Origin of the sequence: Maribacter antarcticus DSM 21422 (assembly GCF_000621125.1) — a bacterium.
In the GTDB taxonomy this organism is placed as follows: domain Bacteria; phylum Bacteroidota; class Bacteroidia; order Flavobacteriales; family Flavobacteriaceae; genus Maribacter; species Maribacter antarcticus.
The window spans coordinates 35,150-52,425 of record NZ_JHZC01000006.1; the positions used below are offsets into that span (position 1 = coordinate 35,150).

17 protein-coding genes are annotated in these 17,276 nt (G+C 38.5%); 8 read left to right on the forward strand and 9 right to left on the reverse strand.

All coding sequences use genetic code 11. The features are described 5' to 3' along the window. Position 1: 1 nt before the first annotated feature. The gene (locus Q360_RS0105345; RefSeq protein ID WP_027076175.1) at positions 2–1,147 is read left to right on the forward strand and encodes a carboxypeptidase-like regulatory domain-containing protein; all 1,146 of its coding nucleotides are present in this window, start codon (positions 2–4) and stop codon (positions 1,145–1,147) included. Between the two features lie 8 nt (positions 1,148–1,155). Here Q360_RS0105345 and Q360_RS0105350 read toward each other — a convergent pair whose 3' ends face one another. Next, positions 1,156–2,784 carry an acyl-CoA carboxylase subunit beta gene (locus Q360_RS0105350; RefSeq protein ID WP_027076176.1) on the reverse strand — a complete coding sequence of 543 codons (1,629 nt, stop codon included), beginning with the start codon at positions 2,782–2,784 and terminating at the stop codon, positions 1,156–1,158. 79 nt (positions 2,785–2,863) lie between these two features. Between Q360_RS0105350 and Q360_RS0105355 the strand changes: the two genes are divergently transcribed. From Q360_RS0105355 to ettA, 3 genes are all read left to right on the forward strand, one after another. Beyond that, positions 2,864–3,838, forward strand: coding sequence for a Gfo/Idh/MocA family protein (locus Q360_RS0105355; protein ID WP_036195209.1), 975 nt, complete (start codon positions 2,864–2,866; stop codon positions 3,836–3,838). Between the two features lie 75 nt (positions 3,839–3,913). After that, positions 3,914–4,096 (forward strand): CAL67264 family membrane protein, encoded by a 183-nt coding sequence (locus Q360_RS0105360; RefSeq protein WP_027076178.1) that lies wholly within the window; start codon positions 3,914–3,916, stop codon positions 4,094–4,096. Between the two features lie 124 nt (positions 4,097–4,220). Beyond that, entirely contained in the window at positions 4,221–5,912 is a 1,692-nt protein-coding gene (gene ettA, locus Q360_RS0105365; RefSeq protein ID WP_027076179.1) for an energy-dependent translational throttle protein EttA, read from the forward strand. 118 nt (positions 5,913–6,030) lie between these two features. On the opposite strand, the gene Q360_RS0105370 is transcribed toward ettA, so the two are convergent. The 7 genes from Q360_RS0105370 to Q360_RS0105400 form a co-directional block, all read right to left on the reverse strand. Continuing rightward, a complete protein-coding gene (locus Q360_RS0105370) occupies positions 6,031–6,468 on the reverse strand; it encodes a hypothetical protein (protein ID WP_027076180.1) in 438 nt (145 codons plus the stop codon). After that, on the reverse strand, positions 6,461–6,976 hold the full coding sequence (locus Q360_RS0105375; RefSeq protein ID WP_027076181.1) for a hypothetical protein: 516 nt from the start codon (positions 6,974–6,976) through the stop codon (positions 6,461–6,463). Before Q360_RS0105375 ends, Q360_RS0105370 begins: the two co-directional genes overlap by 8 nt. A 33-nt stretch (positions 6,977–7,009) precedes the next feature. Then, positions 7,010–7,552 (reverse strand): RNA polymerase sigma factor, encoded by a 543-nt coding sequence (locus Q360_RS0105380; protein WP_027076182.1) that lies wholly within the window; start codon positions 7,550–7,552, stop codon positions 7,010–7,012. 100 nt (positions 7,553–7,652) lie between these two features. Further along, positions 7,653–9,479 carry an ABC transporter ATP-binding protein gene (locus Q360_RS0105385; RefSeq protein WP_027076183.1) on the reverse strand — a complete coding sequence of 609 codons (1,827 nt, stop codon included), beginning with the start codon at positions 9,477–9,479 and terminating at the stop codon, positions 7,653–7,655. After that, the gene (locus tag Q360_RS0105390) at positions 9,480–11,189 is read right to left on the reverse strand and encodes a phospho-sugar mutase (RefSeq protein ID WP_027076184.1); all 1,710 of its coding nucleotides are present in this window, start codon (positions 11,187–11,189) and stop codon (positions 9,480–9,482) included. It abuts the gene before it with no gap. A gap of 57 nt (positions 11,190–11,246) precedes the next feature. After that, positions 11,247–12,194, reverse strand: a complete 948-nt coding sequence (locus tag Q360_RS0105395) for a glycosyltransferase family 2 protein (RefSeq protein WP_027076185.1) — start codon at positions 12,192–12,194, stop codon at positions 11,247–11,249. A 35-nt stretch (positions 12,195–12,229) separates the two neighbouring features. Further along, positions 12,230–12,754: a DUF4199 domain-containing protein gene (locus Q360_RS0105400; protein WP_027076186.1), complete on the reverse strand. Its 525-nt coding sequence runs from the start codon at positions 12,752–12,754 to the stop codon at positions 12,230–12,232. A 183-nt stretch (positions 12,755–12,937) separates the two neighbouring features. Between Q360_RS0105400 and Q360_RS0105405 the strand changes: the two genes are divergently transcribed. From Q360_RS0105405 to mtaB, 3 genes are all read left to right on the forward strand, one after another. Then, positions 12,938–13,234 carry a type B 50S ribosomal protein L31 gene (locus tag Q360_RS0105405; RefSeq protein ID WP_027076187.1) on the forward strand — a complete coding sequence of 99 codons (297 nt, stop codon included), beginning with the start codon at positions 12,938–12,940 and terminating at the stop codon, positions 13,232–13,234. 141 nt (positions 13,235–13,375) lie between these two features. Continuing rightward, positions 13,376–14,551, forward strand: a complete 1,176-nt coding sequence (locus tag Q360_RS0105410; protein WP_027076188.1) for a GlmU family protein — start codon at positions 13,376–13,378, stop codon at positions 14,549–14,551. 198 nt (positions 14,552–14,749) lie between these two features. Continuing rightward, the gene (mtaB, locus tag Q360_RS0105415) at positions 14,750–16,087 is read left to right on the forward strand and encodes a tRNA (N(6)-L-threonylcarbamoyladenosine(37)-C(2))-methylthiotransferase MtaB (protein ID WP_036195213.1); all 1,338 of its coding nucleotides are present in this window, start codon (positions 14,750–14,752) and stop codon (positions 16,085–16,087) included. 29 nt (positions 16,088–16,116) lie between these two features. Here the strand turns inward: mtaB and Q360_RS0105420 are convergent, their stop codons facing one another. Continuing rightward, positions 16,117–16,410 carry a GNAT family N-acetyltransferase gene (locus Q360_RS0105420; RefSeq protein WP_027076190.1) on the reverse strand — a complete coding sequence of 98 codons (294 nt, stop codon included), beginning with the start codon at positions 16,408–16,410 and terminating at the stop codon, positions 16,117–16,119. 177 nt (positions 16,411–16,587) lie between these two features. On the opposite strand from Q360_RS0105420, the gene Q360_RS0105425 reads away from it, so the two are divergent. Next, positions 16,588–17,250 carry an alpha/beta hydrolase gene (locus tag Q360_RS0105425; RefSeq protein WP_027076191.1) on the forward strand — a complete coding sequence of 221 codons (663 nt, stop codon included), beginning with the start codon at positions 16,588–16,590 and terminating at the stop codon, positions 17,248–17,250. Positions 17,251–17,276 lie beyond the last annotated feature (26 nt).

Consider the following 17,276-nt stretch of genomic DNA (forward strand, 5'->3'; position numbering starts at 1 on the left):
TATGAATAAATTCCTTACTTGTATATTATTTTTTGGTTGTTATGCCTCGTTTGCGCAAATAGACTATCACGGGCAAATTTTAGATGCCAAAACCCAAGAGCCACTGCCCTATGTGAATATTGGTATCGTAGGTAAAGGCGTAGGTACGGTGACGGATGAAGAAGGGCTCTTTTCTTTAGTAATCGATACCTCTAAGTTTGAAGGGACAGATGTAATTCAAATATCCTCTTTAGGCTACGAAACCGTAGAGATTTCGGTGGGCCAACTTAGTACAAAAGGCGAAGAGTTTCCGAAAATTTTAATGCGTCCCTCAGATATTGTACTTGATGGAGTAGTACTCTCTAGTGATGCTTTAGTTCCCATTTCAGAATTTTTGGGCTATCGTAATTATGGGGAACAAAATTATGGCTATTGGAATAAAAACATAGCCTTGGGCGGAGAACTGTCAACTAAAATTAAAGCACGTCAAGGTCGAAGACAGCTGAATAGCTTAGAATTTGAGGTTTGGGAAAACCCATCTGATAGTGTCTTAATTCGTGTCAATATATATGATACTGGGGGTTCCCTTGGCAGGCCAGGTTTGAATTTAAATTCAAGTCAAAACAATATACTTTACACTTTACCTACGGGTAGAAACATCATTACTGTCGATTTGAATCCTTATGACCTTTATGTAGCAAATGATTTCTTCGTTTCTTTAGAATTACTTAATGTGTATGGTGATGAGAAATTAGGCTTGGTCCTTGCGGCTTCCGGTAGTGAAGGCGCTTCTTTCAGAAAATATGCGAGCCTAAGTGAATGGGAATTTCTGAGTGACCTTCACATGGCCTACTATTTGGAAACATCACCTTACGTTACACAGAAAAAAGCGAATAGATATGAGGCTAAGGTAGAGCGGGTACGTGCTAAGAAAGAAATACTTTCTGGTTTTGCTATTTTCCGTGGTAAAATGATATCCGATGTTACGGTGTATAACGAACGCACCAAAGAGACGGTGCAGACCGATGAAACTGGAAGATACATCATAGAAGCGGAGCGGAGGGACATCCTTTTGTTTTCTAAAAAAGGGTACAAAAAAATGTTTTTAGAAGTCCAAGATGAGAAATTTGCAAATGCTATTATGAGACTGAAAACTTCTGTTAGATAGTATGGGTACTACACTTGTAATACCCCCATATTAAAAGGTTTCTCTATCGGCGCGTGGTCTGCAGCTTCAATACCCATAGCTATCCATTTACGCGTATCCAATGGATCTATGACGCCGTCTGTCCATAACCTAGCAGCTGCATAGTAAGGAGAAACCTGATTGTCGTAACGCTGCTTTATTTTATCAAACAGTTCTTTTTCTTTTTCTTCTGTAATCGTTTCTCCTCGTTTTTTTAAGGAAGCTGTTTCTATTTGGAGTAAAACTTTTGCAGCGGAGTTTCCGCTCATAACTGCGAGTTCTGCGCTTGGCCACGCTACAATCAGTCTAGGGTCATAGGCCTTTCCACACATGGCATAATTACCCGCGCCGTAACTGTTACCAATAATGACGGTAAATTTAGGCACAACGGAGTTGCTTACCGCATTTACCATTTTGGCCCCATCTTTAATAATACCACCATGCTCACTTTTACTGCCCACCATGAATCCGGTCACATCCTGTAGAAACACCAATGGAATTTTTTTCTGATTGCAATTGGCAATAAAACGGGTAGCCTTGTCGGCTGAATCCGAATAAATAACCCCACCGAACTGCATTTCTCCTTTTTTTGTTTTGACTACTTTACGCTGATTTGCTACAATACCCACGGCCCAACCATCTATACGCGCATAACCGGTAAGGATACTTTGTCCGTAACCATCTTTATAGGCTTCAAATTCTGAATTGTCTACAAGTCTATTGATGATTTCCATCATGTCATATTGCGCTGTTCTAGCCCCTGGTAATATGCCGTAAATATCGTCAGGGTTTTGTTTTGGTTTTTCTGGCGTAGCCCGATTATAGCCTGCTTTGGTATAGTCGCCTATCTTATCCATAATGTTTTTGATGGTATCCAAAGCAGCGGCATCATCCTCGGCTTTATAATCGGTTACCCCGCTAATTTCACAGTGTGTGGTAGCACCACCAAGGGTTTCATTATCTATGCTCTCGCCAATCGCTGCTTTTACCAAGTAGCTACCTGCCAGAAAAATACTTCCTGTTTTATCAACAATGAGTGCTTCATCGCTCATGATGGGCAAATACGCACCACCAGCAACGCAACTACCCATAACAGCAGAAATTTGTGTAATGCCCATACTGCTCATCATGGCGTTGTTTCGAAAAATACGCCCAAAATGTTCTTTATCTGGAAATATTTCGTCTTGCATCGGTAAATATACCCCTGCACTATCTACCAAGTAGATAATCGGTAGGCGGTTCTCCATGGCAATTTCCTGTGCTCTCAAGTTCTTTTTGGCAGTGATGGGAAACCAAGCGCCTGCTTTTACCGTAGCATCATTGGCTACGACCAAGCACTGTTTTCCAGAAACATAACCCATTTTTATAACAACACCACCAGCTGGGCATCCGCCGTGTTCGGCATACATGTCATCCCCAACAAACGCGCCAATTTCTATACGTTCCGCTTTTGAATCCAAGAGATAGTCAATGCGTTCTCGTGCGGTCATTTTTCCCTTGGCATGTTGCTTTTCAATCTTAGCTTTTCCACCGCCCAGGGCCACCTTTGCCATCCTTTTACGTAGCTCTGAAAGCATTAATTTATTAGCATCCTCGTTTTGGTTGAACTTGATATCCATTACGTTACTTTCGATTTATCCCCTAAAGATAAGGAGTAAAATTGAGTACATTTGAATAAACCTAAATAGAAACAGGATTATGATTAGATGGGGAATAGTTGGGGCCGGTAATATTGCACACTCCTTTGCAAAGGACCTTGCATTGGTAGCTGATAATCGTTTATGCGCGGTTGCATCACGGAGTTTGAACAAGGCTTCTGAATTTGCTCAAACGTATGGTGCTGAGCATGCTTTTGGGAGCTATGAGGAATTGTTTAAAAGTGATGTGTTAGATGTAGTATATATCGCAACGCCGCACACTTCCCATGCCGATTTAAGCATAAGAGCCATGGATCATAATAAGCATGTACTATGTGAAAAACCTATGGGTATAAATAGTGCTGAGGTAAAATTGATGTTGGATAAAGCAAGTGAGAAAAAGGTCTTTTTAATGGAAGCCTTGTGGACTAGATTCAACCCCACAATAAAAAAAGTAAAGCAACTCATAGCTGATGGAGAGATTGGAACCGTTGCCTATCTAAAGGCCGATTTTGCTTTTTATGGATTGGATAGGGACGAGAGCGGACGTGTGTTGAATCCGCATTTAGCTGGAGGTTCCGTGTTGGATATTGGTATCTATCCTATGTTTCTTTCCTATCTGTTATTGGGAATGCCCAAAAAAATTACCGCACAAGCACAATTTTATAAAACAGGCGTAGAATCTCAAACTGCAATGATTTTTGAATATGAAAATGCCCAAGCCCTTCTTTTTAGCGGATTGGCATCCAATTCAGAAATGAAAGCTGAAATAGCGGGTAGTTCAGGAACTTTATTTATAAATCCAAGATGGCATGAAGCCTCTTCTTATGTGTTGGAAAAAGAGGGTAACTCTGAGCTTTTTACCTTAGAGAAAATAGGAAAAGGGTATACCTATGAAATAACCGAAGTGGCAAATTGTATAAACACAGGGCGGCTGGAGAGTACCTTATGGAGTCATCAAAATACTAGAGATTTATGTACGCTTTTGGATACCGTTCGAGAGAAGGCTGGGATTCGTTTTCCTTTTGAATTATAAAACCTTATAAAATATAGCTGGAATTTTTTATAAATTCCCGATATTTGAAGTTACCTCTAATCAAAACTAGAGAATATGGGAATGAATAAGAATACGGTACTGGCTTGGGCCACATTTATCATGATTTGTGTTGGCTGTGCCCTTATAGCGCTCGGTGCTTTTAGGTATGACGATGTTGCTGGTTGGGGTTTCGCTTCTGTTGGCATCGGTTTTTTTGCTATTGCTTGGGTTTTTAATGCACTTAAAGGGAGGGTGTGAACTATGTTTCAGATTGTTCCAGTATCAAACCTGTAACAATAGAACGTTGAAATCGTTGATTTCTGCTGATTTATTTTCAATAAAAAGTTTAGTACGAATACTATCTTCATTAAACAATTAAAACATGTCCGACGATAAAAAAGTCATTTTCTCCATGTCAGGAGTCACCAAGACATTCAAGACGGCTAATACGCCGGTTCTTAAAAATATATACCTCAGTTTTTTCTATGGTGCCAAAATTGGGATTCTAGGACTTAACGGTTCTGGTAAATCTACCCTGCTAAAGATAATTGCAGGAGTCGATAAAAATTTTCAGGGTGATGTTGTCTTTTCTCCTGGCTATAACGTTGGTTATTTGGAACAAGAGCCCCAATTAGACCCCGATAAAACCGTGTTAGAGGTGGTTAAAGAAGGGGTAGCTGAAACCGTTGCGATTTTAGACGAGTATAATAAAATCAACGATATGTTTGGTCTTCCCGAGGTATACGAGGATGCGGATAAGATGCAAAAGCTAATGGATAAGCAAGCTGTGCTTCAAGATAAGATTGATGCCTCTAACGCTTGGGAATTAGACACGAAACTAGAGATAGCCATGGATGCGCTTCGAACGCCAGAGTCCGATAAAAAAATTGGGATATTATCTGGTGGAGAAAAAAGGAGGGTAGCGCTGTGTAGATTATTGTTGCAAGAGCCAGAGATTTTATTATTGGACGAGCCTACCAACCACTTGGACGCCGAATCGGTGCACTGGTTGGAGCATCATTTAGCACAGTATAAAGGAACGGTGATAGCCGTAACGCATGATAGATATTTCTTGGATAATGTAGCCGGATGGATTTTGGAACTGGACAGGGGAGAAGGTATTCCTTGGAAAGGAAATTACTCCAGTTGGTTAGATCAGAAATCTAAACGTATGGCCCAAGAAAGCAAAACAGCGTCTAAAAGACAAAAAACCTTAGAACGTGAGTTGGATTGGGTGCGTCAAGGCGCTAAGGGCAGGCAGACCAAACAAAAGGCTCGTTTGAAGAACTACGATAAGTTGATGAGCCAAGACCAAAAGCAGCTGGACGAAAAGTTGGAAATATATATTCCTAACGGTCCGCGTTTGGGTACTAATGTTATAGAAGCAAAGGGGGTAAGCAAAGCTTTTGGCGATAAATTACTTTATGAAGATTTGAACTTTACCTTACCACAAGCCGGAATCGTTGGTGTAATTGGACCTAACGGTGCTGGTAAAACAACTATTTTTAGAATGGTAATGGGCGAGGAAGCTCCTGACAAGGGAGAGTTTATTGTTGGTGATACAGCCAAAATCGCTTACGTAGATCAAAGTCATTCCAATATAGATGCTGAAAAAACAATTTGGCAGAATTTCAGCGATGAGCAAGAAATGGTAATGATGGGTGGACGTCAAGTAAACTCTAGAGCCTATTTGAGTCGATTTAACTTCACGGGTAGTGAACAGAATAAAAAGGTGAACATGCTTTCTGGTGGGGAACGAAACCGGTTGCACTTGGCCATGACCTTAAAAGAGGAAGGCAACGTATTACTGCTAGATGAGCCTACCAACGATTTGGATGTAAATACCTTACGTGCATTAGAAGAAGGTTTGGAGAATTTTGCCGGTTGCGGTGTTGTTATTTCCCACGATAGATGGTTCTTAGATAGGGTCTGTACTCATATTTTAGCATTTGAAGGCGATTCGCAAGTCTATTTCTTTGAAGGTTCTTTCTCTGATTATGAAGAGAATAGGAAAAAACGACTTGGGGCTGATATTATGCCAAAACGTATTAAATACAAAAAGTTGATTCGGTAGTCGTTTTAACCCATACAATGCACTGTGATGCTGCCTCGGCGAACGTCTATTTGAGGCCAAGAAAACGTACGAAGTATCTGGGGTAGCGTATTTAATAATGCTGACTACTACCTATCGACTATTGTCGGGGTCGATTGTTTTTTCGGTACTGTTTAATCAATTGTCGCTTAAAGTCTTCTTCCGAACGAAGCAAAAGCAGTGTTTTTTTAGCGGACAGCACTTTTTTTATTTCTTTCAAATAGGAAAGGTTTAGCTTTTCTTCTTCTATTTTAAAATCTGTAAGTTGCTCCAATACCTTTATTGCTTGGGCTTCGGATAACTCCATGGCATCCTGCATTTTACTTCGTATTTGAGAGCGCTCTTTTTGGCGTAGGGACTGTCGCTTTTCCTCAAATTTATTATACACAGGCCAAAATTGCTGTGCTTCTTTGCTGGTCAATGCCAGCTGTTCGGTTATAAAGGCCACTTGTAAGGATTTTATTTTTTCCCTGTTCCCCCTTTGGCCGTAACCAACAGCGGTGCAAAGTATAACGAGTATAATAATCACTTTATTCATTTTCTTCTAAATTTAGTTTTTCAAAATCGTCTGTACGTTCATTGAGGTAGTCCACAATGTCTTCCTCGCTGAGTTCCGAACTTAAAAAATTAGTTATTTTCAAGTCCTCAATTGGCATTACTTCTGCTATTTCTAAAGAGGTGAGTCCAACATCGTTATGGTCAAAATAGTTTTCTATATCCGTATTGGCTATAGCATCCCAAGAAGGAATTTCTTGCCCTGTGTTCCAATTTAGACCTAAAACTAAAAGAACTAATGCAGCAATAGAAGCGGCTACCAAATAATAGGTTTTGTAGGGGTTTAATGGAACCACCTTAGTTTCCTTGTATTCTAATTTTTTCTGAATATTGGAATGCAAGTCTTCAAGGTAGCTTTCCGGCAATATAAAGCCATCTTCCTTGGGGACTTTTAGATTTTCTTCGCCCAGCCGCTTAGATAGGGTATCCGAGAACGTATCGAAATAGCTATCGGGTGTTTTAAAGGGATTATTTTTATCTGATGCTTTCATTCGTATACGCTGATAGTAAATTTTCTAAACTGTTTAATCTTCTTTTAAGTGTGCTTCTATTTTTTTCACTGCGAGATGGTAAGAGGCTTTTAAGCCTCCTACACTAGTTCCTAATATTTCTGATATTTCATCGTACTTTAATTCCTCAAAATATTTCATATTAAAAACTAGTTTCTGTTTTTCTGGTAAGGTGGCAATTGCTTTTTGTAACTGTAATTGAATTTCGTCACCTTCAAAATAAACGTCGGCCTGTAAATTTTTAACCAGTCGTTCTTGGTACTCCATATCGTTCAATCCCAACTTTCTTGACTTTTGTTTTAGAAAACTGAGTGATTCGTTTGTGGCAATGCGGTACATCCAAGAAAATAGTTTGCTCTCGCCTTTAAATCCGTCAATGTTACGGTATACTTTTATGAAGGTATTTTGCAATACATCATCTGTATCATTATGATGCAGTACAATCCTTCGAATATGCCAATACAAGTTCTTTTTGTAGGTGTTTACGAGGACCTCAAACGCTTGTGATTGTTTATCCTTATGCTGTAAATCTGCTATTAGTGCTTTTTCGGAAACCAAATATGCTGCCTTTACGAACTTGGACTACTAAATTACAAAAAGGTTTAATGGGATAAGACTTTTATGTAGTCGCTAGCGCTAAGCGTTCTCGCTTTTAGGGCTAGTGGGCTAATGACTGCATGTCTACCAACCTTTTGTAGCTGCCATTCTTTGCCAAAAGTTCGGTGTGGGAACCTTGTTCCACGATTTCGCCTTTCTGAAGTACGACAATAGTATCTGCGTTTTTAATGGTAGACAAACGGTGCGCTATTACGATAGAGGTTCGGTTTTTCATCATTTTTTCTAATGCATCCTGCACCAAGCGCTCGCTCTCTGTATCCAGAGCGGAAGTGGCCTCGTCTAAAATCATAATTGGCGGATTTTTAAGTACAGCACGCGCAATAGATAAGCGCTGTTTTTGACCTCCACTTAGCTTGTTGCCGCTATCGCCAATATTGGTATCATAGCCTTTGGGAAGTTCCATGATAAAATCATGGGCATTCGCTATTTTGGCCGCTTCGGTAATTTCGGTTAAACTAGCACCTTCTTTTCCTAGGCCGATATTATTCTGTACCGAATCATTGAACAGAATAGAATCTTGTGTTACAAGACCCAACATGCCCCTAAGTGATTTTTTGGATAGTTCTTTTATATTGATGTTATCTATTTTGATGTTTCCCTCGTTTACATCATAAAAACGAGTCACTAAATTGGCAATGGTACTCTTTCCACTACCAGATTGACCTACTAAAGCTACCGTTCCCCCCTTTGGAACAGTAAGGTTAAAATCTTTTAGAATATATTCATCTTCATATTTGAAGGAAATGTTTTCCAAGGTTATGTTATTTTCAAAGGCTAATTTTTTAATCGGATTTCTAATTTCTGCAATTAGATTTTTAGTTTCGAGTATTTCCAATACGCGTTCTGCAGCTGCATTTCCCTTTTTAACGCCGTAGGATGCCTTACTGATGGCTTTTGCCGGAGTTAGTATGTTGTAGGCCAGTCCCATATATGCGATAAAAGAAGAGGGGTCTAAGGTTTCATCGACCAAGACCATTTTCCCACCAAACCATAGTAAAACGCCTATGACCAATATGCCTAAAAATTCTCCTGTTGGAGAGGCAAGGTTTTGGCGATTCAATAAGGTATTGCTAAAATTAAAAAATCGTTTTGTAGAGGCGCTAAAGGTTTGGTAAAATCGCGATTCTGAATTAAAAGCTTTAATGACTCTCAGTCCGCTTAGCGTTTCTTCAATAACTGATAAAAATTCACCCTGTTCGCGCTGTACATCGTCTGATTTCTTTTTTAAGGATTTACCAATTCTAGAAATAATCATTCCCGCAACAGGAATAAAAATAAACACGAATAGGGTCAACTTACCACTGATGCCAAACATAATTAATATAGTGAACAGGATAGTAAGTGGTTCACGTACAATCAGCTCTAAAATAGAAAGGAATGAATGTTGTATCTCTAAAACATCAGATGATATTCTAGCGATAACATCTCCTTTTCTTTTTTCTGAATAGTATGAAATAGGTAGTTCCGTAATCTTACGGTACATACTGTTTCTAATGTCCTTTAATACGCCATTTCGTAAAAACGTAATAAAATACATGGCCAAATAGTTGGACAAGTTCTTTAACAAGAATAAAACTAAAATTAGACCTATAACAAGGACCAGTGCTTTCATTTTGTCTTGGCCCGCGTATTGTGTGACATGAAAACCTAAGTAATCTATAAAGTAATCTTTTACGGTGCTAATTCCTTCAAAAACAGGGACTTTTGTTACGGGTTCAGATTTTTCAAAAAGTACATTAAGCATAGGAATCAGAGCGGCAAAAGACAGCGCACTAAACAGCGCATAAAGCACGTTAAAAAAAATGTTTAGATATCCGTACCGCTTGTAAGGCTTCGCAAATCGAAGAATCTTCTTAAAATAATCCATTTACCCTAAATTAAGCTCGCTAAGGATGCTTTGCACTTTAGTATCTAATGCTGCATTTACTTTTTTGTAATCCGCAGCGGTGTCCAAGTTGGTGTTGGTGCTGATATAAAATTTTACCTTGGGTTCAGTTCCACTAGGTCTAGCTGCTATACGGGTACCGTCTTCGGTTTCGTAAATCAACACATTAGATTTTGGAATATCGATTTCTTTTTCTTCTCCTGTGAGTACATTTTTAGCAGTAGCAGTGTTATAATCTTCTATCCATTTAACCTTTGATCCGGCAACAGATACTACTGGATTTTCCTTGAAATCTTTCAGCATTTGCTTGATTTCTTCCGCACCGCTGATTCCTTTTTTCGTTATAGAAACCAGATGTTCCTTATAAAAACCATAATCCACATAACAGTCGATTAAATCCTTGTAAAACGAACTGCCGTTTGCTTTTGCTTGGGAGGCAATCTCACAAGCAAGTAGGGTGGAGGTCACGGCATCCTTGTCTCGCACAAAATCACCAACCATATACCCAAAACTTTCTTCTCCTCCGCCTATAAAATCGGACTCAGGGAAATCCTTTATCATTTTACCGATCCATTTAAATCCTGTTAGCGCTGTTTTAAATCCGACACCGTAGGCCTTCGCCATGGATTCCATCATTGGCGTAGAGACAATGGTAGTGGCAATAAATTCATTGCCATTAAACCCTTTTTGTTTTCTTTTTTCTAGAAGAAACTTCGTCATCAGTACCATGGCTTGGTTTCCGTTTACGATTTCCATCTTTCCGTCCAAGTTACGCACTGCAATACCTAGTCTGTCACTATCAGGGTCAGTTCCCACGACCATATCAGCTCCAATTTCTTCTGCTTTTTTAACGGCCATGGATAGTGCTTCTGATTCCTCTGGATTAGGTGATTTAACCGTTGGGAAATTTCCGTCTGGTTCCGCCTGTTCTGCGATAACGGTTACATTCTCATATCCTGAGCGTTTCAATACTTCAGGGATGGCTGTTATGGATGTTCCGTGTAAGGAAGTGAATACAATCTTAAAATCATCTTTGCCTTCGGCATTGAAATTTCCATTGGCTACAGAAGCTTCAATAAAAGCTTCATCTACTTCTTTGTCTATAATCTCGATGAGACTTTCATCTGCTTTGAATTTGATATCTTCAAAGGGTAATGCGTTAATTTCAGCAATTATTTTTTCATCTTGCGGTGGTACTATTTGCCCGCCATCTGTCCAATAAACCTTGTAGCCATTGTATTCTGGAGGATTGTGTGAAGCTGTAAGCACAATGCCTGCATGGCAATTTAGATATCGTACGGCAAAGGATAGGGCAGGAGTGGTTCGCAATTCCGAGAAGAGAAATACCTTAATTCCGTTAGCAGAAAATACTTCAGCTACTGTTCTTGCCAGCGTATCGCTGTTATGGCGACAATCAAAAGCGATAACCACCTTTATTTTTTCGCCTACATATACTTTATTCAGGTAATTGCTGAGTCCTTGGGTGCTTTTCCCAAGAGTATATTTATTGATTCTATTAGTTCCAAAACCCATAACGCCACGCATTCCTCCAGTACCAAATTCCATTTGTTTATAAAAACGGTCTTTAAGCTCGTCTGTATCTGTATCAATCAAATGCTGAATCTCTTTTTTTACGGCTGGGTCAAAAAAATCGGTCATCCAGCTTTTGGCGGTATCAAGGAAATTATCCATGTAATTTATGTTTTATTTATATTTTAAATTTACGAAGAAATATAATTTTAGGGGTGTTTAAAGTGCAATCTTGTCTGAAATAACATACCTTTTTTCTGTCTTTTTAGAGCGTATCATTAGTTCTCCTAAAAAGCCTGCCAAAAATAATTGAGTTCCAATGACCATAGATGTCAGTGCGATATAGAACTGCGGTCTATTGGTAATCAACCTTCCAAATGGATTGATAAAAAGTTTGTTTACGCCTAAATACATGGCAAAACTAAAACCGATGATAAACATAAGCACGCCAAGTGCGCCAAACAAGTGCATAGGCCTTTTTCCAAATTTGGTAACAAACCAGATGGTTATTAAATCCAAAAACCCGTTGATAAACCGCTCCATACCAAATTTTGTTCTTCCGTATTTTCTAGACTGGTGTTTTACCACTTTTTCTCCTATCTTATAGAAACCAGCATTTTTAGCCAGAACAGGAATGTAGCGATGCATCTCTCCAGATACTTCTATGGTCTTGATGACCGATTTTTTGTAGGCTTTAAGACCACAATTAAAATCGTGCAGTTGAACTCCAGATGTTTTACGCGCTGCCCAATTGAACAGTTTAGAAGGTAAATTTTTTAAAAGGATGGAGTCGTATCGTTTTTTCTTCCAACCTGAAATAAGGTCGTAGCCTTCTGTGTGAATTAATTCATAGAGTTCTGGTATTTCTTCTGGATTGTCCTGTAAATCGGCATCCATAGTGATGATAACATCGCCCTTAGCAGCTTTGAAACCAGCGTGAAGTGCTTGGGATTTTCCAAAATTTCTTGAAAACTGGATTCCTTTTACATTTGGGTTTTCTTTGGATAGTTTGGTTATTAATTCCCAAGAGGTATCGGTACTACCGTCGTCCACAAATAAAATCTCATAAGAAAAATGCTTGGATTGCATCACAGATACAATCCAAGCATGAAGCTCTTGGAGCGATTCTTCTTCATTAAGTAAAGGAATTACGATGGTTAGTTGCATTGGTAATGTCAATATTTCCCCTCAAAAGTACAAACTTAGTCTAGAACTTCTTGTTTTTTTAAAACCAAAGCAGGAATAAGAGAAAGTAAAAAGCCTAATACCACGCTGATGATAAGACCAAATAGTATCTGCATAGAAGTAGTCTGGAATTTTTTACCCATTTCCATTTGTTTATCGATTTGATCTACTGTCAATGCGGTAGTTTCCATAAGTTGGTCACGCTGGTATACCATTGCCTTGCTCATCATTTCTGGATCAATTACATTCGCCATAATTTGGTTGAAGACAATACCAATAATTCCGCCAATCAGACATACACCCACACCAATTTTAAGGCCTTGACCGAAAGACATAAAACCGTTGTTCTCTTTTTTAAACTGAATCATTGCAAATATCAAAGCTGCCAATGACAGTCCCAAACTAATAAGCATTACAGATGCACCTCCTTGGTAATGCATATCCATAGAATAAAGCATATATGCATAAATAACACTTACTCCCCCTAAAATAAGGCCATAAGTCAGTGCAAATTTTCCTGTTTTTGGTTGATTTTCTTCCATTTTTTGCGTTTTAAAGGTTGATTTAACGTATTAGTAGCGATAGGATGCTAATTGTTACAAGATAGGGTTTAAATTATTTTAATTAAATTTAGTATTAATAAATTGCGGATTTATAGAAAATAACTAAATTTGCCAACTTAAAATAAGTTCCCGTCGGAATGGGGGCGAAAAACGTTTAGTACCATGCAAAAAGGAATACACCCAGAAAATTATAGATTAGTTGCCTTCAAAGATATGTCCAACGAGGAAGTATTTTTAACGAAGTCAACTGCTGACGCTAAGGAAACATTAGAAGTAGATGGGGTTGAGTATCCATTAGTAAAATTGGAAATCTCAAGAACTTCTCACCCGTTCTATACAGGGAAATCTAAATTATTGGATACAGCAGGTCGTATTGATAAGTTTAAGAATAAGTACAAGAAGTTTGCTAAGCCAGCGCCGGAGGCAACGGAAGAGGTAAAAGAAGAAGAAGGAAAGTAAAATTCTTCTTATAAACGATATAGAACGCCCTTGATATTTTAATCATGGGCGTTCTTTGTTTTAACCAAAATTTCACCCCATTGACAAAAAAAATAGAATAGTGTATTTCGATTACTTAATTTTATAAAAATTCAATGTTTTATGAATTATGTCCTCTTCGATGGTCCTGAAAGGGAAAATTTGTTGCCCTTTACCTTTACAAGACCTGTTGGTGAAATTAGATTGGGGATACTCAGTATCCGAGAAAAATGGGAAGCCTATTTAAAAGCTTCTATTTCCTATGCAACACAAGACTATTTATCAGTAAAGTACCCGTTAACGACTGACCTCGAAAACATATTTATTAATGGCTCATTTCTGCCTGACACAGCACTTATTTTTGCGCTTGATTCATTGGAGCTAAATCAAGTACTGGTCTATAAGGAGCGATTGGTTGGGTATAGGTCTAAACATATTCAAAAAGAATCTGTTTTTGATGATTTTGAGCAAATAGTATTAAGCCATAGCCCATTAGAGATAGAATTCACCTGGGATATTTTTTCTAAAAACGGGGAGGCCTTGGAGGCCGATTTTGAATTTTTGACCAAGGGTAGAAAAAGTCAGCCAATATCCAAGACCAACAACCTTATTCATCCAGAACGTATTTTCTTGGAAGAAGGGGCCAAAGTAGAATACAGCATACTTAATGCCACCGACGGCCCAATTTATATTGGTAAAAATGCTGAAATCTGGGAAGGTAGCCTCATCCGTGGCGGACTCGCATTATGTGACTATGCGGTTATAAAAATGGGAGGAAAGCTGTATGGTCCAACGACAATTGGGCCGCATTCCAAAGTATGCGGCGAAGTAAGTAATTCGGTTATTTTTGGATATTCCAGTAAAGGTCATGAAGGTTATTTGGGAAATGCGGTATTAGGTGAGTGGTGTAATATTGGTGCAGACTCTAATAATTCCAATCTTAAGAATAATTATGCAAGGGTGCGCTTGTGGAACTATGCTACTGAAAAATTTGAGCAAACTGGACTTCAGTTTTGTGGACTTATGATGGGTGATCATAGCAAAACAGCCATTAATACGATGTTGAATACGGGTACCGTAGTAGGCGTAAATGTAAATGTATATACCCCAGGTTTTCCAAGAAATTTTATACCAAGTTTTAGTTGGGGTGGGGCTTCAGGTTTTTCTACCTATATGCCAGAAAAAGCTTATGAAGCTGCAGCGGTAATGATGGCAAGAAGAGGGGTGGTGTTTGATGAAGTTGAGGCAAATATTTTGAACCATGTTTTCGAAATAACTAAAAAGTGGCGAAAATATTGATAGCGTGTAATAGTTATAGTTTAGCGCTAATAGTAGCGAGGTTAAGCAAGTATGACATAGTCAAAAATTAAAGAAATAAAGTAAATATATCGTTCTTTAATCCTAAACTTGCCCTGCCAATTTCGTATTTCTAAGGTCTAGAATTGTCTTCGACGTTCATTCAAATATGTATCTTTGCGAGCCTGTATTTAAAACATCATGAGAAAGAAAGTAGCATTTTACACATTGGGCTGCAAGCTCAATTTTTCTGAAACCTCTACCATTGCCAGGGGATTTGTAAACGAAGGTTTTGATCGTGTAGATTTTTCGGAGTCAGCGGACATGTATGTTATTAATACCTGTTCTGTAACGGACAATGCGGATAAGAAATTTAAAACGGTAGTTAAACAAGCGCAAAAGGGTAATCCCCATGCATTTATAGCGGCAGTGGGTTGTTATGCGCAATTAAAGCCAGAAGAATTAGCTGCTGTTAATGGCGTAGATTTAGTTTTGGGTGCGACAGAAAAATTTAAGATTAGGGATTACATAAATGATCTTTCCAAAAATGATTTTGGCGAAGTACATTCCTGTGAAATTGAAGATGCCGACTTCTATGTGGGGAGTTATGCCATAGGCGATAGAACTCGTGCCTTTTTAAAGGTGCAGGACGGTTGCGATTATAAATGCACCTATTGTACGATTCCCTTGGCTAGGGGCATTTCTAGGAGCGATGCGTTGGAAAATGTATTAAAAAATGCTGCTGAAATCTCTGAACAAGGCATAAAAGAAATTGTTCTTACTGGGGTGAATATTGGCGATTATGGTAAAGGAGAGTTTGGAAACAAAAAACACGAGCATACCTTTTTAGATTTAATAAAGGCCTTGGATGCGGTTGCTGGTATTCATAGACTTCGCATATCTTCCATAGAGCCAAACTTGTTAAAAAATGAAACGATAGATTTTGTAGCGCAAAGCAATTCCTTTGTGCCACATTTTCACATTCCGCTCCAAAGTGGCAGCGATGCACTGCTAAAGTTAATGAAAAGGAGGTACATGACGGCTTTATATACAGAGCGGGTAGCACGCATAAGAGCTGTAATGCCTAGCTGTTGTATAGGTGTGGATGTTATTGTTGGATTTCCTGGGGAGACGGAGGAGCACTTTTTGGAAACATATCATTATTTAAATGAGTTAGCTATATCTTACCTGCATGTGTTTACCTATTCCGAACGTGATAATACGGAGGCTGCTGAAATGGGAGGCGCAGTTCCAAAACAGGTGCGAAACAAAAGAAGTAAAATGCTTAGAGGTCTATCTGTTAAAAAACGAAGGGCTTTTTATGAAAGTCAGATTGGAGAAACCTTAAGTGTCCTTTTTGAAGGGGAGAACAAGGAAGGGTACATTCACGGCTTTACAGAAAACTATGTCAAGGTGCGAGCTCCTTGGAACCCAGAGCTTATAAATACCATACATAAGATTACCTTAACCGGTATAGCTGACGATGGTTTGGTTACCATGGATTTTTCTACTGTTTTGAACGCAGAAATAAAGGCATAAAAAAACCTCTCAATTGAGAGGTTTTTTTATTAAATTCTGATACCTACTGGTAGCATTTCTTTGTACTGTCTGTTTCTACGAAGGAAACCCGCAATTTGAGGACTCGTGGGCACCACTCTTAAGTTGTTTTCCTGTAAGTGATGAAGCACAGCTTTAATAAAACTTTCATTAAAGCCTTCTTGAGTTATTTCTTCCGGGACTACAATTTTGGTTAAAAAAACCTTTCTTTCTTGAGAAGAATATTCGATTTTAGCCAAATGGCCATCAAAACTTGTCTCAAACTGGCGCAAGAAAGTATTGTCCTTAATTAGTACATCGTTCATATAGTTGATTTTAGTAGTGGTTCAAGACAAAAAAATTACGATGCTCTCAAATCGTAATCGTTAAAATAAATAGCATGTATTGATGTAAATCCTAAAAATTTGAATTATAATCTAACTCAATGTATAAAATTACTAATAAAATAGCTAATTTCCTAGTTTTTATAGCGTTTCATTACTATGTCTGTATCTAAAATTCATGTTTACTTTATGCCAGGAATGGCGGCCAACAGTTCTATTTTCGAAAACATTAGCTTGCCAATAGACCAGTTTGAAGTCCATTTTTTAGATTGGACTTTACCTACGAAGGATATGGACATAGCTGCATATGCAAAACAGCTCATAGGATTAATTCACCATAAAAATCCAGTTTTACTAGGGGTTTCTTTAGGCGGCATCGTAGTCCAGGAAATAGCGAAAATTATTCCTACACGAAAAGTAATTATTGTTTCGAGCGTTAAAAGCAAAAATGAACTTCCTAAGAGAATGTTATTTGCACGCTATACGAATATCCATAAAGTACTCCCAACTAGTTTGGTGAACAATGTAGAACTTTTGGCTAAATATGCTTTCGGCGAAACGGTTACTAAACGATTAGCACTTTACGAGAAGTACTTGTCCATTAGGGATAAGCATTATATTGATTGGTGTATTCATGAGCTAGTGAATTGGCAGCAAACAGAACCAAGCACGAGTTTGGTTCATATACAAGGGGATAAAGATGCTGTTTTTCCAATTGCGAATATTACCGACTGTATGAAGGTGAAAAATGGCACGCACACTATGATTATCCACAGGGCAAAATGGTTTAACGAACACCTACCTGCAATTATTTTGGATTAAGGCAGTTCTATTAATACCTTTGATTA